Genomic DNA, 21806 nt, shown 5'->3' on the forward strand with positions numbered 1-21806 from the left:
TTGACCGGGGAAAGACGCCCCGCGGTCAGGGCGGGGCTGGGCCGACGAAGCGCGGATCCGTCCCGAACAGCCGCGCCATGGCGCGGGCCGTGCCAATGAAGCGCGCGCCCTGGGGCGTCAGGCGGTAGCGGTCGCCCTCGCGCACGAGGTTGCCGGAGGCCACCTGCTCGTCGAGGCGTCGGGGGATCTGGGCCCAATCCGCGACGTAGACGCGCAGGAACGCGTCCTCGACGGCGCGCCGCTCGAGCCCCTCGGGCGCCCCGGCGAAGCGGCCGAGCAGGAAGACGGAGATCGAGCGGTCGATCGTGACCGGGCCGAGGGTGAAGAAGGCGAGCAGGAGCGCCACCGCGGTGACGCTCGCCCCGAGCGCGTCCCGCCGCGCGAGGTCGAGGCCGAAGCGGCGGCGCCCCGTCACCCAGGCCATCGCGGCGCCGAGGAGGAGGAGCGTCAGGCCGAGCCCGGCGAGGCCGCGGTAGAACAGGATCGGCAGGAAGCCGAACACGCCGAGGCGGATGACCGCCAGGAACAGGGCCGCGCCGAGGAGGAGCGCGAATCCGTAGGTGAGGGCGGCCGCCAGGAGGCCGCGCAGGAACCTGCCCGTCATCGTCCGATCTTCCGGCCCGACACTCATGGCGCGCGGGCGGCCGGCGGGACCGCGAACAGCATCACGCCCGCGTTGGCGTGGCGGGGCGTCGCGGCGCGCGGCCAGGCGCCGGGCGCCGCGAAGACCGGATCGAGCGCCGTCACCACCAGCACGTCGACGCCCGCGGAGGCGGCGCGGCCCATCGCCTCGGAGAGAGTGAGGGAGGGATCGGCGAAGATCGGGGAAAGGCGCGCGATGCGGGCCGCCACCTCCTGCTTGGCGGCGCCGAACAGGATGCCGTTGTAGGGATCCGACACCGCCGTGCGGAAGCGCCCGTAGAGCCCGTAGCCGAAGGCCCGGTTGCGGGTGGGGTCGGGCCGCCCCTGCACCACGGTGCCGGCCGGGAGGTTGCGGTCGAGCCAGTCCCAGGCGGCGCGCTCCTGGGGCAGGAGGGCGATCTCCTCGGCCGTCATCACGGAGTTTCGCCGGTACTGGACCATCCCGTAGGCCTCGCCGACGAAGCCGAGCCCCATGCAGGCGAGGAAGCCCAGGGCGGCCCGGCGCGACCCGCCGAGGACCGGCGAGGGGCGCAGCGCGAAGCTCGCCCGCAGGGCGGCGAGCGTCCAGAGCAGCGCGGCGAGCTGCGCGAACAGCATGACCCGCCAGCCGAGGTCGTTGAACAGGACGCTGGAGCGCAGGAAGGAGCCGATCAGGAGCGACGCCAGCGCGGCGAGGGCGAGGAGCACCGCGAGTTCGCTGCGCGGGCGCGACAGGGCGCCGTCGCGCCAGAAGGCGAGCGTGCCGATCAGGAAGGCGCCGAATTCGAGGCCGTAGCTGAGGGGCAGGGCGATCAGGTTGGTGAGGGACTGGATCGCGCTGTCCGGCGGCAGGACCGTGTCGGCGATGATGAACTTGCGGATCTGCAGGGCGAGGGGCGGCTCGGCGCCGAGGACGCGGCCGCGCAGGATCGAGGCGAGCCACGCGCCCGCGAGGGCCAGGGCGAGGGCGCCCGAGAGGAGGCCCCGCGCGACGCTCGCCCAGCGTCGCCGCCACGCGAGCCGCCCGAGCCAGAGGGCGAGCGTCGCCGCCGCCCCGATCGCGAGGTAGATCGAGAGGCCGGCGAGGGACGCGAAGGCGAGGCCGGCGAGCGCGACCCGGCGCAGGCTGCGCGAGCGGTCGGCCGGCGCCTCGTCCTCGGCGGCGAGCGCCATCAGGCCCACCATGGCGGCGACGAGGCCGGCCACGTGGTGCGGCACCCAGAGCGCGCTGGTGAGCCACGCCGCGACCTGCTCGTTCCACTGCTCGAAATCGGCGAGCCAGTTCTCGCCGCCCGACAGGACGCCGATCGCGGCCACGCCGAGGATGTCGAGCCCGGTCGTGAGCAGGAGGAGGACCAGCCACGCGCCGATGCTCCAGGCGCCGGGACGCGGCCGGTCGAGGCGGGCGGCGGCGTAGACGGTCCGGGCGAGGGCGAAGAGCACGGGCCCCGTCCAGAGGGCGAGCCCGAAGGCCGCCTGCCGGCCCGCGATCGCTCCCAGGCCGAGGCGCTCGACCGCGGCGGTCAGCGCGTAGAAGAAGTAGTAGTAGACCGCCGGCCGCTCCGCGGTGAGGAAGGTCGGGTCGTAGGGAGGCGTGCCGGCCTCCGCGATGGCCCAGGTTGCGGCGGCGTGCTTGACGTAATCCGCCATCAGCACGCTGCGCAGGGCCCCGCCCGTCACGGGCCAGTCGACCAGCATCAGCGTCGCGAAGGCGGCGTAGAGCGCCATCCCGAGCAAGGTCCGCACCAGCACGCCCCGCGGCACGGGATCGGGGGCCGGCCGCGCCAGCAGGACGGTGCCCGGCACCGCCAGGGCGAGCGCGGCCGCGACCATCGCCCCGGGGCCGAGCCGCCCGGCGAGGTCGAGGAGCACGGGCAGGCCCGCGAGGCCGGCGAGGAGCGCGAGCGCGGCCCGGTCGAGGCGCGTGCGCGCCTCCTGCCAGCCGGGCATCGCCAGGCCCTGGGCGAGCAGCGCCCCGGGGCCGAGCAGGACCGGCCCGGCCAGGAGCCCGGCGAGCAGCGTGCCGGGGACGTCGTAGGGGAGACTGAGCACCGCTGAGTGGTCCGGATCAACCTTGCCGAGATTCGCCCCGGAGGCCGGGATCCCGCGTCTGCGCGACGCGGCGACGCTGGGCCGGCGGCGCGGTCACCAGGAAAGCGCCGTCATGGTCAAGATTTCGTTGTCGCCGCGCGGGCGCCGCGCGACCTTCGCCACGGGGCTGCTGCGTCTCGACGCGTTGGATCGGGCCGGCGCCGCGCTATGTAAGGCGCGGTGCGGAACGACGCCGCGGCGAGGCTCCGGCGTAACCTGATCGGACGGACATGAACGAGGTGACGAAGCCGGCGGTGCTCGAACGCGGTGCCACGCCCGTGAGCCCGGTCGCGCCCGGCGCCCTGCCGGCGGAGCATGCGCGCGTGGCCTGGGGACGCGTCGGCGTGCTGCTGATGAATCTCGGCACCCCCGAGGCCACCAGCTACTGGCCGATGCGCCGCTACCTCAAGGAGTTCCTGTCGGACCGGCGCGTCATCGAGGTGCCGCGCGCGATCTGGTGGCCGCTCCTCAACCTCGTGATCCTGACGAAGCGGCCCGGGCCGAAGGGCCGCGACTACGCCTCGATCTGGAACAACGACCTCGACGAGGGTCCGCTCAAGACCATCACCCGGGGTCAGGCCGAGAAGCTGCAGGCCGCCATGGGCGGGCGCGTCGTGGTCGATTGGGCGATGCGCTACGGCAAGCCCGAGGTGGAGGGGCGCATCCAGGCGCTGCTCGACCAGGGCTGCGACCGCATCCTGCTGGTGCCGCTCTACCCGCAATACGCCGCCGCCACCTCGGCCACCGCCTGCGACCAGGCCTTCCGGGCCCTGATGAAGATGCGCTGGCAGCCGACCGTCCGGGTCTCGCCGCCCTACCACGACGACCCGGTCTACATCGACGCGGTGGCGAGCGCGATCCGGCGCGACCTGGAGAAGCTCGACTTCGAGCCCGAGGTGATCCTCACCTCCTTCCACGGCGTGCCGAAATCCTACCTGCTGAAGGGCGACCCCTACCATTGCCAATGCGTGAAGACCGGGCGGCTGATCCGCGAGGCGCTCGGCTACGCGCCCGAGCGCATGCGGGTGACGTTCCAGTCCCGCTTCGGCAACGAGGAGTGGCTGAAGCCCTACACGGACGAGACCGTCAAGGAACTCGCCGCCTCGGGGGTGAAGCGCCTCGCCATCGTGGCGCCGGGCTTCACGGCGGATTGCCTGGAGACCCTGGAAGAACTCGACGGCGAGAACCGCCACTATTTCGAGGAGGGCGGGGGCACGCACTTCGCCTACCTGCCCTGCCTCAACGACGGGCCGGAGGGCATGCGGGTGATCGAGCACGTCGTGCAGCGCGAGTTGCGCGGCTGGATCGACTGATCCGGGATCGGCTTGATCAAGCGGATCCCGGATCACGAGCCTGCGCGGCACGTGAGCGAAGCCCACATCCGCGCGGCGGAGCCATCAACCGGATGGCGGATCAGAGCCGCCCGGTCGCCCAGCGCTCCGCATCCGGCATTTGCCCGAGCAGGGCGAGCCCGTGCGCGATCGACTCGAACTGGTCCGAACTCGCCACCCTCCCGGCCCCGAACCGCTCCGTGAACAGGGCCCGGACCGCCGGGACGAGCGAGGTGCCCCCGGTGAGGAAGACCCGGTCGATCGCCCCCGCCGGCACCGCCGCCGCGGCGAGCGCGTCGTCCACCGCCGCCGCGATCCGGGCGACCTCCGGGGCGATCAGCGACTCGAAGGTCGCGCGGTCGAGCGTCGCGCGGATGTCGAGCCCCGTCCCCGGCCCGACGAAGCGGAACTCCGCCTCGTCCCGCGCCGAGAGCGCCACCTTGGTGGCGGAGACGGCCTGGTAGAGCGGGAAGCCGAGGTCGTTCTCGATCAGGGCGACGAAGTCCGCCAGCGGGGCCGGATCCACCGCCGCGCGGGCGAGGTCGCGCAGGTCCTGGAGGTCGCCCGACCACTTCATCAGCGCGAGCTGATGCCAGCGCGACAGGTTCGCGTAGTAGTGCGAGGGCAGGGGCAGGACCTTGCCGCCCATGCCGCGGTAGCTGCCGCCCTTGCCGAGCCGCGGGGCCACGAGGTGCTCGACGATGCGCGCGTCGAAGGCGTCGCCCGCGACGCCGACGCCGCTGTGGCTGAGCGGGGTGGCGGTGAGCCGCCCGTCGCCCTCCCGGGAGAACCGCATCACGGAGAAGTCGCTGGTCCCGCCGCCGAAATCCGCGATCAGGACCGTGGCCGCGCCCTCCAGGCGGCGGGCGAAGAAGAAGGCGGCCCCGACCGGCTCGTAGGCGGTGAGCGTCTCGCCGGGGCCGAGCCGCGCGAAGGCGGCGGCGTAGCGGCGCATGGCCAGCGCCTCGTCGGGGTTCTGGCCGACGAAGCGCACCGGGCGGCCGACCACCACCCGGGCGCCCGTGAGGTCGAGCCCCGCCCCGGCATCGCGCTGGAGCGTGCGCAGGAAGGCCGTGAGAAGGTCCTCGAACTGGTAGCGCTCGCGGAAGATCCGGGTCTCCCGGAACGCCGCGCTCGCCGCGAAACTCTTGAAGGACTGGATGAAGCGCAGGCCGAGATGGCCCTCCAGGAAGGCCTCGACCGCGAAGGGCCCGCCCGCGAGCCGCGTGCCCGCAGCGGCGCCGCGCCCCTCCTGCCAGAAGGCCAGCGCCGACAGGTAGGTGCGCCGCTCCTCCGCGCCGTGCCGGAAGGTGACCGCCTCGACGCCGCCCTCGGGGCCGGCCAGCGCCAGCACGGTGTTGGTCGTGCCGAAATCGATCCCGATGGAGACGGGCTGGGGCATCGGGCGGCTCCGGATCAGGGGGCGAGCGGGCTGGGCGGCCGGGCGCGGCGCGCCCGCGACCCGTGGGGGGCGCTGCTCATCCGGCGGCGGCGCGCCGCCGTCAAGCTCGCCGGACCGTCGCTCAGCCGGTCAGGCGCGCGACTTCGCGGCGCAGGACCGGCAGGAGCTCCGCCTCGAACCAGGGATGGCGCTTGAGCCAGCCGCTGTTGCGCCAGGACGGGTGGGGCAGGGGCAGCACGCGGGGCCGACGGGGCTCGGCGAACAGCTCCCGCCAGCGCGCGACGGTCCCGGTCAGGCCGCCCGGCGCGCGGCCGAGGTGCCACGCCTGCGCGTATTGCCCGATCACCAGGACGAGGTCGAGGGCGGGCAGCCCGGCGAGGAGGCGGGCGCGCCAGGTCTCGGCGCATTCGCGCTGCGGCGGCAGGTCGCCGCCCGCCGCGTCGTGGCCCGGGAAGCAGGCCCCCATCGGCAGGATCGCGATCCGGGCCGGGTCGTAGAAGGTCGCCTCGTCGAGGCCGAGCCAGGCGCGCAGGCGCCGGCCGGACGGGTCCTGGAACGGCCGTCCGCTCCGGAAGGCCCGGTGGCCCGGCGCTTGGCTGGCGATGCAGAGCCGCGCCGTCGCGCTGCCCTGCACGATCGGCCGCGGCTCGACCGGGAGCGGCCCGCCGTGGCGGGGCGCGTCCCGGCACAGGCGGCAGGCTCTCAGGGCGGCGGCCACCTCGTCGAATTCGGTCATGGTCGGGGGCGGGGCTCAAAAAAGAAGCGCGGCCGGAGCCGCGCTGGGGAAAGTCTCGAAACGTCTGGTCAGGTCCGGGATAGCGCCCGGGAAGCCTGGGCGCGGTGCGCCATCACACCCCGCGCAGGGCCGCGAGGTCGAGGGGCAGCGAGCGCAGCCGCTGGCCCGTCGCGGCGAAGATCGCGTTCGCGATCGCCGGCGCGAGCGTCGGCACGCCGGGCTCGCCGATCCCGGTCGGCGCCTCCCGCGAGGGCACGATGTGCACCTCGACCCGCGGCATCTCGCTCATCCGGGTCGGCTCGTAGGCGTCGAAGTTCGTCTCCTGCACCACGCCGTCCCGGAAGGTGATGCGGTTGCGCAGCACCGAAGAGAGCGCGAAGCCGACCGCGCCCTCGACCTGGGCCCGGATCACGTCCGGGTTCACCGGCACGCCGACATCGACCGCCGCGACGATGCGGTTCACCTTGACCTTGCCGGCCTCGGCCGTCACGTCGGCGACCATCGCCACGTAGGACCCGAAGGATTCGTGCGCGGCGACGCCGAGGCCCTGGCCGGGCTTCGCTTGGCCGGGCTTCGCTTGGCCGGGCTTCTCCTGGCGCTCGCTCCAGCCGGCCTTCTCGGCCGCGAGGCGCAGGGCGCCCGACAGCCGCGGCGCCTTCTGCAGCAGGCCGAGCCGGTAGGCGACGGGGTCCTTGCCCGCCGCGTGGGCGAGCTCGTCGATGAACACCTCCATGGCCTGGGCGGTGTGCGAGTGGCCGACCGAGCGCCACCACAGCACCGGCACCGCGTCGCGCACGTTGTGCACCTCGAAGCGATAGGCCGGCAGGGCGTAGGGCGTGTCCGCGGCGCCCTCGACCGTGGTCGCGTCGACGCCGTCCTTGACCAGCATCGCCTCCATGGGCGTGCCGATCAGGATCGACTTGCCGACGAGCGTGTGCTCCCAGCCCGTGATGGCGCCCGCCGCGTCGAGACCGGCGCGGATGCGGTGATAGGCGGCCGGCCGGTAATAGCCGCCCGTGATGTCGTCCTCGCGCGTCCAGACGAGGTGGATCGGCCGGCCCTCGCCGGTCGCCTTGAGGATGGCGCCCGCCTCCGCGATGTAATCCGCCGAGGTGGTGGCCCGCCGGCCGAAGGAGCCGCCGGCCCAGACCGTGTTGATGCGGATCCGGTCGGGCGTGGTGCCGAGGATCTGCGCCGCCACGACCTGCTCGATGGTCTGGAACTGCGAGCCGGCATGGATCAGGTAGGTGCCGTCCGCCGCCTTCTCGATCGTGGCGTTGAGCACCTCCATCGGGGCGTGGGCGAGGAACGGGAAGGCGAACTCCGCCTCCAGCACCTTGGCCGCCCCCTTGATCCCGCCCGCCGCGTCGCCCTGCCTGGCGGCGACGAGGCCGGGCTTGGCGGCGAGCGCCTTGTACTCCGCGAGCTGCTGCTCCGAGGAGCGCCGGTCGGCGCCCGCGTCGTCCCAGGTGATCCGCAGGGCCTCGCGGCCCTTCATGGCCGACCAGGTGTCGCGGGCGACGACCGCGACGCCCATCGGGATCCTGACCACGTCGACCACGCCCGCGACCTTGCGGGCGGCCGCGTCGTCGAGGGACCTCAGCGCGGCGCCGAAGCGCGGCGGGCGCGCCACCACGGCGGTCAGCTGGTTCGGGCGCCGGATGTCGAGGGCGTAGACCGCGCTGCCGTCGGTCTTGGCGGCGGAATCGAGCCGCGGGAGCTTGGTCCCGATCAGCGTCCACTCCCCGGGCTCCTTGAGGCGCGGGGTCTCGGGCACCGGCTGCGCGGCCGCGGCCGCCGCGAAGGCGCCGAACCGGGCCTCCTTGCCGCTTGCGGCGTGGCGGATCACGCCCTTCTGCACCGTGATCTCGGCGGCCGGCACCTGCCAGGCGGCCGCGGCGGCGGAGACCAGCATGGCCCTCGCGGCGGCCCCGGCCTTGCGCAGCTGGATCCAGGAATTGGCGACGGCCGTGGAGCCGCCGGTGCCCTGGATCGGGCCGAAGGCGAGGTTGTTGTAGAGCGAGGCGTCCGCGGGCGCGAAGGCGGTGCGCACCTGCGCCCAGTCGGCATCGAGCTCGTCGGCCAGGATCGTGGCGAGCCCGGTCGTGTTGCCCTGGCCCATGTCGAGGTGCTTGATCACCACCGTGACGCTGTCGTCGGCGGCGATGCGCACGAAGGCGTTGGGCTTGGCCGGGACCTTCGAGAGGTCGGGGCCCGCGGCCTCGGCCCGGGCTCCGGACGAGCCGAGATGGAAGCCGACGACGAGGGCGGTGCCGGCCGTGGCGGCGCCCGCCAGGAAGGCGCGGCGGGAGGGTGCCGAGGGGCGCTCGGGGGCGCGCTCGGAGGGGCGCTTGGCGCCCAGCACGTGGACCATGGACAGCCTCCGGGGGTCAGGCGAGGGCGCGGGCGGCGTCGTGGATCGCCGCCCGGATGCGCTGGTAGGTGCCGCAGCGGCAGATGTTGCCGTCCATCGCGCCGTCGATCTCCGCGTCGCTCGGCGCCTTGTTCTCGGAGAGCAGCCCGATCGCCGACATGATCTGGCCGGACTGGCAATAGCCGCACTGCACGACGTCGAGGTTGCGCCACGCGGCCTGGACCGCCTCCGCCACCTTGCCGGAGACGCCCTCGATCGTGGTGATCTTCGCCTCGGCGAGGTCGCCGATGCGTGCCTGGCAGGCGCGGGCCGGCTGGCCGTCGATGTGGACGGTGCAGGCTCCGCACTGGGCGATGCCGCAGCCGTACTTGGTGCCGGTGAGATTCAGGTGGTCCCGGATCGCCCACAGGAGCGGCATCTCGGGATCGGCATCGACCTCGACGGTTCTGCCGTTGACGGTGAGCTTCGGCATCGCACGCTCCGACGATACTCTGGAGTGGTTCCAGCGCGGCTGGTGTGCCGCGACACCTGGCACGGGCGCAAGCGCGGCGTTTGTGCGCTGCCGCACATGCGCGTGCGCGTTGCGCAGGCCCGGGATAGGCCGGTGTTTCTCCGGTCAGGGCAGGGCAACCTTAATAATTTTCCGCAAGCCTCGGTCCTCGTCCCCGTCCGGGAGGCAGGAGCGGCGCGACCCGAGCCCATGTCCGAAGTCACGGCCCAGATGGTGCGGCGCGGGCGGGGCCCGACCGCCGAGGAGGCGGCGCGGCGGCGCCAGCGCGCGCGCGACGTGCGCTCGGCCCGCGAGCGGCTGACCTCCTCGATCGGGCTGGAGCGCGCCTTCGACTACGAGCTGCTGCGCATCTTCGCCCATTACCGGATCGGGGCGTTCCTGCCGCTGACGCTGTTCGCGCTCTGCGTCGCCGCCGCCTCCGCGGTCTGGCTGCCGCTGGTGTGGAGCGCGGTGTGGCTCTGCGGAGTGCTCGGCAGCATCGCGGCGGTCGCGGTCTTCGCGCGCAGCTTCCTGCGCCAGGCGCCGGACTCGGTGGCCCTGCGCGGCTCGCGGCGGCGGGCCGTGATCGGCGAGGTGACCCAGAGCACCGCCTGGGCGCTCCTCGCGCTGCTGCCCTTCTCGGTCGAGGCCGCGAACGCCCAGACCTTCGTGCTGTTCGTGCTGGTCATCGTCGCGGCCGGGACCACGATGCTCGCCGCCACCGTGCCGCTCGCGGCCGGGGCGGGGCTGGTTCCGCTCAGCCTCGCGACGCTCGGCCTGCTCCTGGTGACCCGCGGCTTCGAATCCGTGATGCTCGTCGCCATGGCGGTCGGCGCCCAGCTCTTCTTCCTGGTCCTGTCGAATCATCTCTTCCGCTCGACCGTGGCGGCGCTGCAATCGCGGGCCGAGAAGGACGCGATCTTCGGCGAGCTCGAACAGGCCAAGGCCAATTCCGACGAGGCGCGCCGCCGCGCCGAGGAGGCGAACCTCGCCAAGTCGCGCTTCCTCGCCACCATGAGCCACGAGCTGCGCACGCCCCTCAACGCCATCCTGGGCTTCTCGGAGGTGATGAAGAACGAGGTCTTCGGGCCGCACGCCTCGCCCTCCTACCAGGAATACTCGACCGACATTCACGAGAGCGGCCTGCACCTGCTCAACCTGATCAACGAGATCCTCGACCTGTCGCGCATCGAGGCCGGGCGCTACGAACTCAACGAGGAGGCGGTGCAGCTCGCCTACGTGGTCGAGGAGTGCCGCCACATGATGGGCCTCAGGGCGCGGGCGAAGAACCAGAACTTCCGGGAACTCGTCGACCCGTCCCTGCCGCGGCTCTGGGCCGACGAGCGCGCCGTCCGTCAGATCGTGCTCAACATCCTGTCGAACGCCATCAAGTTCACGCCGCCCGGGGGCGAGATCACCATCAAGGTCGGCTGGACCTCGTCGGGCGGCCAGTACGTCAGCATCAAGGATACGGGGCCGGGCATCCCGGAAGACGAGATCCCGACCGTGATGTCCTCCTTCGGCCGCGGCTCTCTGGCGATCAAGACGGCCGAGCAGGGGTCCGGCCTCGGCCTGCCGATCGTGAAGGGGCTCGTCGACCTGCATGGCGGCGGCTTCCAGCTGAAGTCGAAGCCGCGGGAGGGGACCGAGGTGATCGTGACCTTCCCGGCCTCCCGGGTCATGGACGCGCTGCCGGCGGTGGACGTGACCGAGGACAAGCCGCCGACCCGCCCGGCCCGGGCCGCGTGAGGCGGTTCTCCGGCGATCGATCCGGCACCGGGGATCCGCCCGAGGAGCGGGACCGCGCGCCTTGCCATGCGGCCCCGCCCGCGCGAGGCTGGAGCATGTCCCGCTGAAGGGGGATGCCGGTTCAGCGTAGGACATGCGGCAGAACCAAAGACGTCAAGCAGCGCCCGGTCATGCGGCGTCGGTCGCCGCTCCCGGTCTTTGGCAGGGCCGCATTGTCTGCGACGAACCGGCATCCCTTCGTCGGACGATGCTCTCGCGCGGGGAGGCGACCGCATGATCAGGCTGCATCACTGCGTCGGCGCGCGCTCCTTCCGGCCGCTCTGGATGCTGGAGGAGATCGGCCTTCCCTACGAACTCGTGTGCTGCCCTTCCCGCCGCGGGCCCACCGCAAGGATTTCTTCGCGGTCAACCCGCTCGGCACGATCCCGGCCTTCCGCGACGGCGACACCGTCATGACGGAGTCGGCGGCGATCTGCGCCTATCTGGGGGCCCGCTACAGCCCGGGGAACCTCGGCGTCGCGCCCGAGGAGGCGGAGTACGGCGCCTACCTGAACGCGCTGCATCTCGGCGAGGCGACGCTGACCGTCCCGCAGACGCTGGTGCTCCGCTACGGCCGCTTCGAGCCGCCCGAGCGGCGCCTGCCGCAGGTGGTGGAGGATTACGCCCGCTGGTTCGGCTCGCGCCTGCGCGCCTTCGGCAGCCTGTTCGGGGACCGGACCTACGCGGCGGCGGACCGCTTCACCGCGGCGGATATCAGCCTCGGCTACGCGCTGATGCTGGCCGAGATGGCGGGGCTGGACGAGCAGGTCCCGGATTTCGCCAGGGCGTACCTGGCGCGCCTGCGCGCGTCCGGCCCACGCCCGCGCCTGCGCGGCGGAGCGCGACGCGGCGCTCGCGCAGGGCGTCTCGCCGCGCCCGGCGCCGCTCGGAGGATAGGCTCGGCGCCCGCGCGCGGCGGGGGCGGCGATCGGACGCCGCCCCGGCTCCCTCAGGTCCCGAGGATCTGACCGACCCGGATCCCGCCCTCGCGCGCGAAGGCGCCGGCCGACATCTTGGACCCGCCCTCCGGCTTCAGCTTGAACAGCTCGATCTGGCCGCCCTGGGCGGTGATGCGGATCGATTCCTCGCCGACCGCCACGACCTCGCCGAGCGCCCCCTTCACCTCGGCGATCCGCCGCACCGGGTGCTTGCGGCAGTCGAAGAACTGGAGCTTGCGCCCCTCCAGGGTGGTCCAGGCCCCCGGCGCCGGGTTGGCGGCGCGGATCAGGTTGTAGAGGTGATCGATATGGGAGTCCCAGGACAGGCGCGCGGCCTTGGCCGAGAACCAGCCCTCGTAGCTCGCCTGCGCCTCGTCCTGCACCACCTCCCGGTGGCGTCCCGCCACCACGAGATCGGCGGCCTCCAGCATCGCGGCAACGCCCATCGGGAAGAGCCGGCCGAAATAGACGTCGCCGAGCGTGTCGTCCGGGCCGATCTCGCAGGTCTTCTGCAGGATCACCGGTCCCTCGTCGAGGCCGTCCGTCGGCCGGAAGATGCTCAGCCCGGTGCGCGCGTCGCCCTTGGCGATCGGCCAGTTGATCGAGGAGGGACCGCGATAGGCCGGCAGCAGGGACGGGTGGTACTGGATCGTCCCGTGCCGCGGGATCGTCACGAAGCTCTGGGGCGCGAATTGCAGCACGTAGGCCATCACGCCGAGATCGGCGTCGAGGGCGCGCAGCGTGTCGGCCGCGTCCTGGCTCTTGAGGCTCGGGAACTGGTGGAGCGGCAGCCCGCGGGCCTCCGCCTCGCGCTTCAGCGCGTCGGGCTTGGCACCCTCCCGGTCGGGCGCGCAGAACACGCCCGCGACCGTGTCGCCCCGCTCCAGGAAGGCCTCGAGCACGGCCTTGCCGAAATCCTGCTGACCGATGAGTGCGATGCGCATAAAGGCCTCCGTCAGGGGAGCTTCGTCGCGCGCAAGCCTCCCCGTTCGGCCGCCGCGGGAGGCGCGGCGGCCGTCGCGTCCGGTGGGCGGCGCCCGGGGAGCGGGCGCCGCGGCGTCAGGGCCTACTCGGCGGCGATTTTCGGCAAGGCGCCGATCGCCCCCGAGGCGGCGATGTCGACGATCCGCTCCTCGCCGTAGCCGAGCACCTCGCGCAGCACCTCGTCGGTGTGCTCGCCGAGCAGCGGCGAGCGCTTCACCTCGGTCGGGCTGTCGGACAGCTTGATCGGGTTGCCGACGGTCAGGTACGCGCCGCGCACCGGGTGCTCGACCTCCACGATCGTGCCGGTCGCCCGCAGCGACGGCTCCTCGGCCAGCTCCTTCATGGACAGGATCGGGCCGCAGGGAATGTCGTAGCGGTTGAGGATCTCCATCGCCTCGAACTTGCTCTTCGTCATCGTCCACTGCTCGATGCGCTCGAAGATCTGGTTCAGGCGGGGCAGGCGGGCGGCCGGCTTGGCGTAGTCGGGATGGGTCTTCCATTCCGGCTCGCCGATGACGTCGCAGATCTTCTCCCAGACCGGCGCCTGCGTGATGAAGTAGAGGTAGGCGTTGGGGTCGGTCTCCCAGCCCTTGCACTTGAGGATGCGGCCCGGCTGGCCGCCGCCGGAATCGTTGCCGGCGCGCGGCACGGAATCGCCGAAGGGCACGCCCTCGCCGAACTGGCTGTACTCCTTGAGCGGCCCGTGGCTCAGGCGCTGCTGGTCGCGCAGCTTCACCCGGCACAGGTTCAGCACCCCGTCCTGCATGGCGCAGTCGACGCGCTGGCCGCGGCCCGTATGGGTGCGCTGGTAGAGGGCCGTCACGATGCCGAGCGCGAGGTGCAGGCCGGTGCCGGAATCGCCGATCTGCGCGCCGGTCACCAGCGGCAGGCCGTCCCGGAACCCGGTCGTGGAGGCGGCGCCGCCGGCGCACTGCGCGACGTTCTCGTAGACCTTGCAATCCTCGTACGGGCCCGGGCCGAAGCCCTTGACCGAGGCGACGATCATGCGCGGGTTGAGCGCCTGGATGCGCTCCCAGGTCAGGCCCATCCGGGCGAGCGCCCCGGGGGCGAAGTTCTCGACCAGCACGTCGCAGGTCCGCACGAGATCCTCGAGCACTTCCATGCCCTTCCGGTTCTTCGTGTCGAGCGTGATCGACCGCTTGTTCGAGTTCAGCATCGTGAAATACAGGCTGTCCGCGTCGGGCACATCCTGCAGCTGCGAGCGCGTGATGTCGCCGACGCCCGGACGCTCGACCTTGATGACGTCGGCGCCGAACCACGCCAGCAGCTGCGTGCAGGTCGGCCCGGACTGGACATGCGTGAAATCCAGGATCTTCACGCCTTCGAGTGCCTTGGTCATGCGCGTGTCTTCACCTTGAGCGGTTGCGGGGCCGGCCGGAGCCGGATGAGACGGCCCGAGTCACGGCAGGCGTGATCCGGGCTCCACGGCGGTCTCGCGGGGGATTCGGGCAGGCGGCGGGGAGCGGGCGGGCGGCGGGCCCCGGCGCGACGCGTCCGGACGTCGGACGGGTCGCGAACGACCTCGACTCTCTCACCATCGGGCGCTCCCTCGCTCGCGCCGGTGCGCCCTCGCGGCTGCGCCGCCCTCGCCGGACAGGATCCGGCGCCGAGCGACGCGGCGCACCCGGGCGGCCGGTCTTGCACCGCCTCGCGGCGGCGTCAATGGGAAGTTGGCATACCAGATACCATGTGTCAAATAGGAGACGCTTCGCGAGGAGGGCCCCGCCGATGCTCAGCGACCCGTCCGACGAGACCTTGACCGCCTTCGGTCCCTGGAATCCGGGGATTGAATCGACTCTGCCGCGGGCCTTCCTGCCCCTCGCGACGGTGTTTCGGCCCGAGAACGTCTCGACCCGGCTCGCCGACGCGGAGGACCTCGCCGGGGTCTGCGGTCTGGCGCCGCAGGATCTGGTCGCGTTCCGGCCCGAGCGGCTGGCCGTGCACGAGGTTCTGGTGCGCGTCACCGCCGACCTCTCGGTCCCGACCGGGCAGGAATACGCGGATCTCGGGGTGAATTTCCGCCGGATGACCGAGCGGATCCTGGCGACCGCGATCCGGCCCCGCCACGCCGAGCTCCGCGCGGCCCTCGACGGCGTCGACGCGCGGGCCTCCGCCCGGATGGAGCGCGTCCTCGACGCGATCTTCGCGCCGCCGCCGCCGCCGGCGAGGAAGGGCTGGCTGTCGCGGTTCCGTGCCGCTCCGGCGCCCGGCCCCGCGGCGGAGCCGGTCGAGGAGCGGGCGCTCCGGATCCTTGCCGAATCCTGCGAGCGGGCGGCGCGGGAGGAGGATTCCCTCGCGCGCGCCGCCTGCGAGGCGCTGCGCCGGGCCGTGGCGGGGATCATCCGCCAGCGCGGCCGGCTGCTGCGCGACCGTGCCCTGATCCTGCGGATCGCCGCGCCGCTGGTCTCGAACGGGCACGGCAGCCGGGAGATCGGCCGGCTCCTCGACCCGTGGTTCCGGGAGGCGGCTCTGCGCGAGGGCTACCGCGTGCTGACCCCGCAGGCCCGGCCGATCGTCATGAACGTCAAGGGCGCCTCGGCCTCGGGCAAGAGCACGATGCGGCCCCTGCAGCGGGCGCTGGCCGGGCGGATCGGCGCGGACTGGTCCGATTTCGCCCTCATCAGCCCCGACATCTGGCGCAAGTTCCTGCTGGACTACGCCTCGCTCGGCCCGGCGCGGCGCTACGCGGGGACGCTGACCGGCCACGAGGTCGAGATCGTCAACACCAAGCTCGACCGCTACATGGCGGCCAAGGCGCGCCAGGGACGGATGTCGCACCTGCTGATCGACCGGTTCCGGTTCGACAGCTTCGCGGCGGATTCGCGGGCGGAGGACGGGAGTCAGCTCCTCACCCGCTTCGGCGACCGGATCTACATGCTGTTCATGATCACGCCGCCGGACGCGACGGTCGAGCGGGCATGGCTGCGGGGCGAGCGCTTCGGCCGCTACAAGGCCGTCGACGACCTCCTCGCCCACAACGTCGAGGCCTTCACCGGCATGCCGCGGCTGTTCTTCACCTGGGCGCTGAAGCCGGACCGGCGGGTGCACACGGAGTTCCTGGACAACAGCGTGGCGCAGGGCTGCCGCCCGCGCACCGTCGCCTTCGGCTGGAACGGCGAGATGACGATCCTCGATCCGGCCCGCCTCCTCGACATCGAGCGCTTCCGGCGCATCAACGTCGACGCCGGCGGCCCGCCGCAGGTCTATCCGGGCGCCGACGCGATGGCGCCCTCCCGCAACACCGGGTTCCTGCGCGACTGCGCCCGCAAGATGCGCCTGATCCGCTTCGCCGAGCCCGCGACGGGGCTGGTCTACGCCCGCTTCGAGGGCCGCAGGCTCACCTGCGCGGACCGCGACGCCTTCGCGCGGGCCCTCGGCGATCCGGAGATCCGCGCCGCCTTCGCGGCGCTCGCGGAGGGCCCGCCGGAGGCGTGCCCGGACGGAGCGCCGCCGGAGCATCTCGTCCGGGCGGAGACGCACACGCTCGGCGCCTGGGGGCCGGACCCCGAGGAGATCGACGCCCCCGCGTCCCCGACCGAGTGACGGCGCCCGCTGCGGTCGCGCACCCCGCTCCGCACCACCGTCCCGCGTCGGCGCTCCGTCGCGCGGCGGAACACCGTCGCGCGGCACGGCGTTGTGGGGGCGCCATCGCCGTGGGGCCGGCCCGGTCCCCGGCCGTCAGACCGGAGGAGGATGGACATGGCTGGTGGAACACAAGCCGGAGGCCCCCGCAGCACCACGGGCCGCGGCGGCCAGGGCGGCGAGAGCCTCTACGATCAGGCGACGAGCGCGGCGCGCAATCTCGCCGACCAGGCCTCTGACCGCTGGGACGACGTCGCCGAGCAGGGCTCGCGCTACGTGCAGCGCGGGCGCGACTACGTGGGCGACGTGGACGGGGCCACGATGACGGGCTGGTTCGTCGCCGGCGCGATCGGCTTCGGCCTCGCGTGGCTGATGTTCGGCCAGCGCTCGATCACGGGCGACTACGTGGCCCGCGGCATGAGCCGGAGCAGCGAGCGCTACGACGGCTACCGCTGAGGCGCGCGGCGCGATCCGCGGGGCGGGGCGGGGGTTCGCTCCCGGCCCGTCCACGACGGAGCGGGCCATGCGGGCCGGGGCGCCTCGCGGCAGAGGCGGGGCACCCCCGCCCGCCGGGACGGATCGGCGCCCGGCTCCGGTGCATGAAAGTCACTTTTGATCAGACAGTTACGGGACGATGCTGACACCCCGCCGCGGCTCGCCTCGGCCCGGCGCGGTGCGCCGCTTCGTCCTTCTCCCGCAATCGCTTAATCGCATCTGAGAAGGTGCAGGCTGAAGAGCCCCTCCGCGTCGACCCAGACCCGTTCCGGCACCCAGCCCGCCGCGAAAGCGAGGGCCCGGAAGGCGTCCGGCGCGTACTTGTAGGAATTGTCGGTGTGGATGCTCTCGCCGGCCGCGAAGTCGATGACCCGACCGGCGATCCGGCACGCGGTCGGCCGCCGCGCCACCAGATGGGCCTCGACCCGGAACGGATCCTCCACCACCCGCGCCTCGTGCCGGAACGCGTCGAGATCGAAGCCGGCCTCGATCTCGCGGTTGGCGCGCGCCAGCAGGTTGAGGTGCAGCGCCGCCATCAGGCCGTCGCTGCCGCCGTAGGCGCGCAGGAGCCGGTCCGGGTCGTGGGTCGGATCGACCCCGATCAGGAGGCGGCTCGGCCCGAGCGTGTCGCGCACGCGCCCCAGGAAGGCCACGGCCCCGTCGGGCGCGAAGTTGCTGATGCTCGTGCCCGGGAAGAAGCCCAGGACCGGGCCGCCGCCGAGGTCGATCGGCAGCCGGATCGGCCGGGCGTAGTCGGCGTGGACCGGCCGCATCGCCACGGCCGGGTAATCCCGGGCGAGCCGGCCGATCGCCGCCACCAGGAAGTCCCAGGAGATGTCGAGGGCGATGAAGCGGGCAGGGGCCTCGAGCCGGTCGAGCAGGGTGCGGATCTTGCGGCTCGCGCCGCTGCCGTACTCGACGATGGTGGCGCCGCGCCCGACCACGCCCGCGACCTCGGCCGCCACCTCCGGCAGCAACCCCATCTCCTGCTGGGTCGGGTAATAGTCGCGGCTGCCGCAGATCCGGTCGAACAGCGTCGAGCCGGTCTCGTCCCACAGGTACTTGCCGGGCAGGGACCTCGGCGTGCGGCCGAGCCCGGCGAGCGCGTCGCGCCGGAAGGCCTCGGTCTCGGCGGCGCGATCGGGCGCGGCGGGCATCGCGGTCGCGTCGGTCATTCCGGCCTCGTGGCGGTCAGGACGACGAGGGCGATCCGCTCGGCCGCCGCGTAGGCCGGCCCGTCGAGTTCCTCGCCGTAGGCGTCCGGGTCGACCTCCCGGTAGGTCCAGGCGAGGCGGGCCGCCTCGCAGGCGGCGGCCGCCGCCTCCCGGAACGGGTCCGCCCCCTCGACGATCGCGGCGCCGGTGAACAGAACCAGCGTCCCGCCCGGGGCGAGGCGCTCGGCGGCCGCGCGCACGACCGCGAGGGAGAGCCCCGTGCCGAGGGCGCCGCCGCCGTCCCGGTAGGCCCGGCCGGCCGCGTCGACCATGAAGGGCGGGTTCGAGACGATGAGGTCGAAGGCGCCCTCGACGCCGGACAGCATGTTGCTGGGCCGCGCGCGCACGTTCGCGACCCCGGCGGCCCGCGCGTTCAGCCGCGCCGCCCGCAGCGCCTTCTCGTTGATGTCGACCAGCACCACCTCGGCCCCGGGGGCGCGCTTGGCGATCAGTATGCCGGCGGCGCCCGAGCCGCAGCCGATGTCGACGGCGCGCCGCACCGGGCGCTCGCGCGCGGCGAGATGGTCCAGCACGGCTGCGGCGAACCGCACGGTGTCCGGCCCGAAGAAGACCGAATCGGCGGCGAGCGGCGGGAAGGCCGAGTGCAGGAAGAGTTCGCCGTCGAGGCTGGACAGCCTGAGCGCCGGCCGCAGGAGATCGCCCTCGGGCACGACCGCCGCGGCCTCTCGCAGGGCCGCCAGCAGCGGCGGGGGCAGGAGGTGCGGGCGGAACGGCCGGCTCCAGCCGAGAACGTCGCGCAGGTTGCGCGCCTCCCGGTTCTGCGGGCGGCCGTTCACCCGCGCATGCGTCGCCGGCGTCACCGTGGTGAAGCGGTAGCCGGTGGCGCGGACGGCCTCCACCAGCGCCAGCAGCGCCGCCTCCTTGCCCTGGTCCAGCGCCATCATCACAGCTGCTCCGTGCGGGCCCGCGGCGGGACCAGGAAGGCGCCCGCCCGCAGGTCGCGCGCCACCTGGTCGGGATCGCCGCGCGGCGCGGTCTCGCGGCGGCGGAACGGGCAGGTCCAGGCCTCGCCGACCAGCCGCCCGCTGTACTGGCGCGCCTCCGAGGTCTCGCCGTGCCGCGCCAGCATCGGGTTGATCGAGCCCGTCCAGGCCAGGTCCCGGTCCAGGATCGCGGCGCGCAGGCTCTCGTAGCGCCCCTCCGCGCGCAATCGCACGAACTGCTCCCGCAGGTTGAACACCAGCGCCGGCGCCTCGAAGCGCCGGGCCGGCCGGCTCGCGCCGGGATGCAGCCCGACCACGAAGAAGGCCTCGCCCCCGAGGCTCAGGGCGAAGTGCGGGTCGTCCGGGTCCGCGCGCACGCGCGGGTCGTAGGGCAGGCCGACCCGGCTGTCCCGGTCCGAGAGGGCCTGGATGCGCGCCCAGAGATGCGTCTCGAAAGCCTCCTCGGACAGGGAGGTCGGCCCCTCGAACAGCACCGCGAAGCTCTGGAACAGCCCGGGCGCCTCGCGGGTGCGCGCCACGAAGGCGAGCAGCGCCGGGTAGATCCGGTCGTCGTCGCGCCCCGCCGCGAGGTCGCCCGCCACCACGAGCCGCAGCTGCCCGCGCTGCAGGGCGGATTTCGCGCCGACGCAGGGGAAGGCCGGGCGGCGCAGGAAGGCCCTGAAGCGGTTGGCCAGGGGGTGGTCGGCATCATCCTCGGGAAAGGTCATGGCACGCAGGACAAGGTTTTCCAGGGTGAGGGAGCCGTCGACGGCGTCGCCGCGCGCTGGCGCGGCGGGTGCCGAAAACAGAACGCGGTGAAAGAATCGCGCGCGACGCATCCACGGCGGCGGGACAACCTCGTCGGGTAGGGGTTGTTCCTGCCCCCGGTCGGGCGATCACCGCGGAATCAGGCAGCATCCACCCGGTAGTGGATCGGCTTGAAGGCGTAGTTGTTCGATTGCAGCGCCGAGCAGGCGGTGAGCCCGATCACCAGATCGGCCTCGGCCGCGAACACGACCCGGTCGCCGGCGCGGCTGAGCGGTGGCCTGACGGCGATCGCGCCGCTCGCCCCGTCCACGGTGACGTGCATGAAGACGTTGAACGCGACCGGGATCCGGTCGGGCGTCACCCCGTAGGGCGCGAGCGCCCGGGCGAGGTTGCCGAAGCAGCCGTGATGCGGGTGCGCGTCGCCGTAGATGATGCGGAACGTGTCGGCCGAGCAGGGCGTCAGCAGGAAATCGTGCCGGCCGACCGTGTCCTCGACGATGCGCAGGAGCACGGCGCTCCGGTTCGAGTAGAGCGGGTCGCCCGTGCTCAGGAAGATGCGCCCGACATAGTCGATGGTGCGCCCCGAGGAGATCACCTCCTCCACGTCGCCGCGGCGGAAGGCCAGGAGGTCCGCGACCTGCTCCCCCTGCGGATCGATCACGGTGAGGCGCTGCCCGCGGTCGAGCGCGAAGGCGACGCCCGAGCGCGGCGGGATCTCGTAGACCCGACCCGGGACCGGCGGCTCACCCGGCTGCGACATGCCTCTGCCCCTCTCGACGACCGCGGCGGCAACGTCCGGACGGGCGGGCGGATGCGCGGCGAAAGCGCGCGGGAGGCGCCGCACCCGCCGGCTCCCGAAGGGGAACCGGCCCGAAACCGCGACATTGAGCCGGACACGCCCTCAGCCCGGATCCCGCCTTGCCGTCACCCTCTCGAACCCTGCCGCAGGACGTCGCCCTGGTTCTGGGCGGCGGCAACGCCCTCGGCGCCTACCTGGCGGGCATCTGCGAGCACCTCATCGCCGAGGAGATCCGGCCGCGCCGCATCGTCGGGGCCTCGATCGGCGCGGTGACGGGCGCGCTCCTGGTCGGCAACCCGCCCGAGGCCCGCCTCGACCGCCTGCGGGAATTCTGGGCCGAGGCGGCCGTCCACTCGCTGCGCGAACCCACCGGCGCCACCAAGCTGCGCCAGACCTATAACGGCCTCCACTCCGCGCTCGCGGCCCTGGCCGGCCGGCCCTCGCTCTTCCGCCAGCGCTTCCCCGGCCTGTGGTCGGCCCTGCCCTGGATGCCGAACGACGTCGCCCTCTACGATCTCGCGCCGCTGCGCGCGACCCTGACGCGGCTTGTCGATTTCGACCGCCTGAACCGGGGCGACACCCGGCTGACGGTCACCGCGGTCGATGTCGAGACCGGCGACGAGGTGCGGTTCGACACGGCGGATGGGGGCATCGGGCCGGACCACATCCTGGCGAGCGCCTCGATCATCCCGGCCTTCCCGCCGGTGGAGATCGCCGGGCGCCTCTACTGCGACGCGGGCTACACCAACAACGTGCCGCTCGACCTGGTGCTGGCGGATGCGCCGGAGCGGGACCTCCTCTGCATCGCGGCCGAGCTGTTCAGCCTGCGGGCGCCGCGCCCGCGCAGCCTCGACGCCGTGCTGGAGCGGGCGCACGACCTCATCTTCGCGAGCGCGACGCGGCGCAGCGTGGCCGCGCTGCGGCGGGACTACGCGCTGCATGCCCGGCTGGAGCCCGACGGCGCCCGGGCCACCCTGCTGCATCTCGCCTATCAGGGCGGACCCGACGAGGTCTCGGCCAAGACCCTCGACTTCTCCCCATCCTCGATCCGCGACCGCTGGGCCGCGGGGCGGCGGGACATCCGTCGCGGCCTCGAGCGCCTGCGCGAGGCCGCGCCCGGACCGGACCGGCTCACCTACCTGTCGGTCCCGGACGGGGCGGGGGACGGACTCGGGCGGGCGCGCCTGCCCTGAGGGGCGTCACACGACACCCGACGGATTGCGTCGTC

At 73.4% G+C, this 21806-nt stretch carries 18 protein-coding genes and 1 pseudogene; 7 read left to right on the top strand and 12 right to left on the bottom strand.

All coding sequences use genetic code 11. The annotated features are described in order from the left end of the window. Nucleotides 1–25: 25 nt before the first annotated feature. Complete coding sequence (locus MET2598_RS0111075) at nucleotides 26–604, bottom strand: hypothetical protein (RefSeq protein ID WP_018260869.1); 579 nt, start codon at nucleotides 602–604, stop codon at nucleotides 26–28. A gap of 23 nt (nucleotides 605–627) precedes the next feature. After that, nucleotides 628–2673 carry a hypothetical protein gene (locus tag MET2598_RS0111080; protein ID WP_018260870.1) on the bottom strand — a complete coding sequence of 682 codons (2046 nt, stop codon included), beginning with the start codon at nucleotides 2671–2673 and terminating at the stop codon, nucleotides 628–630. A gap of 22 nt (nucleotides 2674–2695) precedes the next feature. Here MET2598_RS0111080 and MET2598_RS40995 point away from each other — a divergent pair, with 22 nt between their 5' ends. Beyond that, nucleotides 2696–2932 (top strand): hypothetical protein, encoded by a 237-nt coding sequence (locus MET2598_RS40995; RefSeq protein ID WP_157182129.1) that lies wholly within the window; start codon nucleotides 2696–2698, stop codon nucleotides 2930–2932. Between the two features lie 10 nt (nucleotides 2933–2942). Next, nucleotides 2943–4025 (top strand): ferrochelatase, encoded by a 1083-nt coding sequence (hemH, locus tag MET2598_RS0111085; RefSeq protein WP_012332424.1) that lies wholly within the window; start codon nucleotides 2943–2945, stop codon nucleotides 4023–4025. Between the two features lie 100 nt (nucleotides 4026–4125). Here the strand turns inward: hemH and MET2598_RS0111090 are convergent, their stop codons facing one another. The 4 genes from MET2598_RS0111090 to MET2598_RS0111105 all read right to left on the bottom strand — a co-directional run bounded on the left by MET2598_RS0111090 (nucleotide 4126) and on the right by MET2598_RS0111105 (nucleotide 9027). Continuing rightward, a complete protein-coding gene (locus tag MET2598_RS0111090) occupies nucleotides 4126–5445 on the bottom strand; it encodes an Hsp70 family protein (protein ID WP_018260871.1) in 1320 nt (439 codons plus the stop codon). 121 nt (nucleotides 5446–5566) lie between these two features. Then, nucleotides 5567–6181 (bottom strand): uracil-DNA glycosylase family protein, encoded by a 615-nt coding sequence (locus MET2598_RS0111095; RefSeq protein ID WP_018260872.1) that lies wholly within the window; start codon nucleotides 6179–6181, stop codon nucleotides 5567–5569. A gap of 112 nt (nucleotides 6182–6293) precedes the next feature. After that, nucleotides 6294–8555 carry a xanthine dehydrogenase family protein molybdopterin-binding subunit gene (locus tag MET2598_RS0111100; RefSeq protein ID WP_018260873.1) on the bottom strand — a complete coding sequence of 754 codons (2262 nt, stop codon included), beginning with the start codon at nucleotides 8553–8555 and terminating at the stop codon, nucleotides 6294–6296. 16 nt (nucleotides 8556–8571) lie between these two features. Continuing rightward, complete coding sequence (locus MET2598_RS0111105) at nucleotides 8572–9027, bottom strand: (2Fe-2S)-binding protein (protein WP_012332420.1); 456 nt, start codon at nucleotides 9025–9027, stop codon at nucleotides 8572–8574. 228 nt (nucleotides 9028–9255) lie between these two features. Here MET2598_RS0111105 and MET2598_RS0111110 point away from each other — a divergent pair, with 228 nt between their 5' ends. Continuing rightward, nucleotides 9256–10794 carry a sensor histidine kinase gene (locus MET2598_RS0111110; RefSeq protein WP_018260874.1) on the top strand — a complete coding sequence of 513 codons (1539 nt, stop codon included), beginning with the start codon at nucleotides 9256–9258 and terminating at the stop codon, nucleotides 10792–10794. Between the two features lie 273 nt (nucleotides 10795–11067). Further along, nucleotides 11068–11730 (top strand): annotated as a pseudogene (locus tag MET2598_RS36300) (glutathione S-transferase family protein). Between the two features lie 52 nt (nucleotides 11731–11782). Here MET2598_RS36300 and MET2598_RS0111120 read toward each other — a convergent pair. Next, nucleotides 11783–12715 carry a methionyl-tRNA formyltransferase gene (locus MET2598_RS0111120; protein WP_018260875.1) on the bottom strand — a complete coding sequence of 311 codons (933 nt, stop codon included), beginning with the start codon at nucleotides 12713–12715 and terminating at the stop codon, nucleotides 11783–11785. A 122-nt stretch (nucleotides 12716–12837) separates the two neighbouring features. Further along, nucleotides 12838–14115 (bottom strand): formyl-CoA transferase, encoded by a 1278-nt coding sequence (frc, locus tag MET2598_RS0111125; RefSeq protein ID WP_012332416.1) that lies wholly within the window; start codon nucleotides 14113–14115, stop codon nucleotides 12838–12840. A gap of 389 nt (nucleotides 14116–14504) precedes the next feature. Here frc and MET2598_RS0111130 point away from each other — a divergent pair, with 389 nt between their 5' ends. Continuing rightward, a complete protein-coding gene (locus MET2598_RS0111130) occupies nucleotides 14505–16319 on the top strand; it encodes a hypothetical protein (protein WP_012332415.1) in 1815 nt (604 codons plus the stop codon). 156 nt (nucleotides 16320–16475) lie between these two features. Then, the gene (locus MET2598_RS0111135) at nucleotides 16476–16814 is read left to right on the top strand and encodes a hypothetical protein (RefSeq protein ID WP_012332414.1); all 339 of its coding nucleotides are present in this window, start codon (nucleotides 16476–16478) and stop codon (nucleotides 16812–16814) included. A gap of 248 nt (nucleotides 16815–17062) precedes the next feature. Here the strand turns inward: MET2598_RS0111135 and egtD are convergent, their stop codons facing one another. From egtD to MET2598_RS0111155, 4 genes are all read right to left on the bottom strand, one after another. Next, nucleotides 17063–18028, bottom strand: a complete 966-nt coding sequence (gene egtD / locus MET2598_RS0111140) for an L-histidine N(alpha)-methyltransferase (RefSeq protein ID WP_018260876.1) — start codon at nucleotides 18026–18028, stop codon at nucleotides 17063–17065. Further along, nucleotides 18025–18972, bottom strand: coding sequence for a methyltransferase (locus MET2598_RS0111145; protein WP_012332412.1), 948 nt, complete (start codon nucleotides 18970–18972; stop codon nucleotides 18025–18027). The genes egtD and MET2598_RS0111145 overlap by 4 nt, the downstream gene beginning before the upstream one ends. Continuing rightward, nucleotides 18972–19739 (bottom strand): guanitoxin biosynthesis heme-dependent pre-guanitoxin N-hydroxylase GntA, encoded by a 768-nt coding sequence (gntA, locus tag MET2598_RS0111150; protein ID WP_018260877.1) that lies wholly within the window; start codon nucleotides 19737–19739, stop codon nucleotides 18972–18974. The genes MET2598_RS0111145 and gntA overlap by 1 nt, the downstream gene beginning before the upstream one ends. A gap of 179 nt (nucleotides 19740–19918) precedes the next feature. After that, nucleotides 19919–20539: a DUF1989 domain-containing protein gene (locus MET2598_RS0111155; protein WP_012332410.1), complete on the bottom strand. Its 621-nt coding sequence runs from the start codon at nucleotides 20537–20539 to the stop codon at nucleotides 19919–19921. 158 nt (nucleotides 20540–20697) lie between these two features. Here MET2598_RS0111155 and MET2598_RS0111165 point away from each other — a divergent pair, with 158 nt between their 5' ends. After that, entirely contained in the window at nucleotides 20698–21771 is a 1074-nt protein-coding gene (locus tag MET2598_RS0111165; RefSeq protein WP_018260878.1) for a patatin-like phospholipase family protein, read from the top strand. Nucleotides 21772–21806 lie beyond the last annotated feature (35 nt).

The organism is Methylobacterium sp. WSM2598 (assembly GCF_000379105.1).
Classification (GTDB): Bacteria; Pseudomonadota; Alphaproteobacteria; order Rhizobiales; family Beijerinckiaceae; genus Methylobacterium.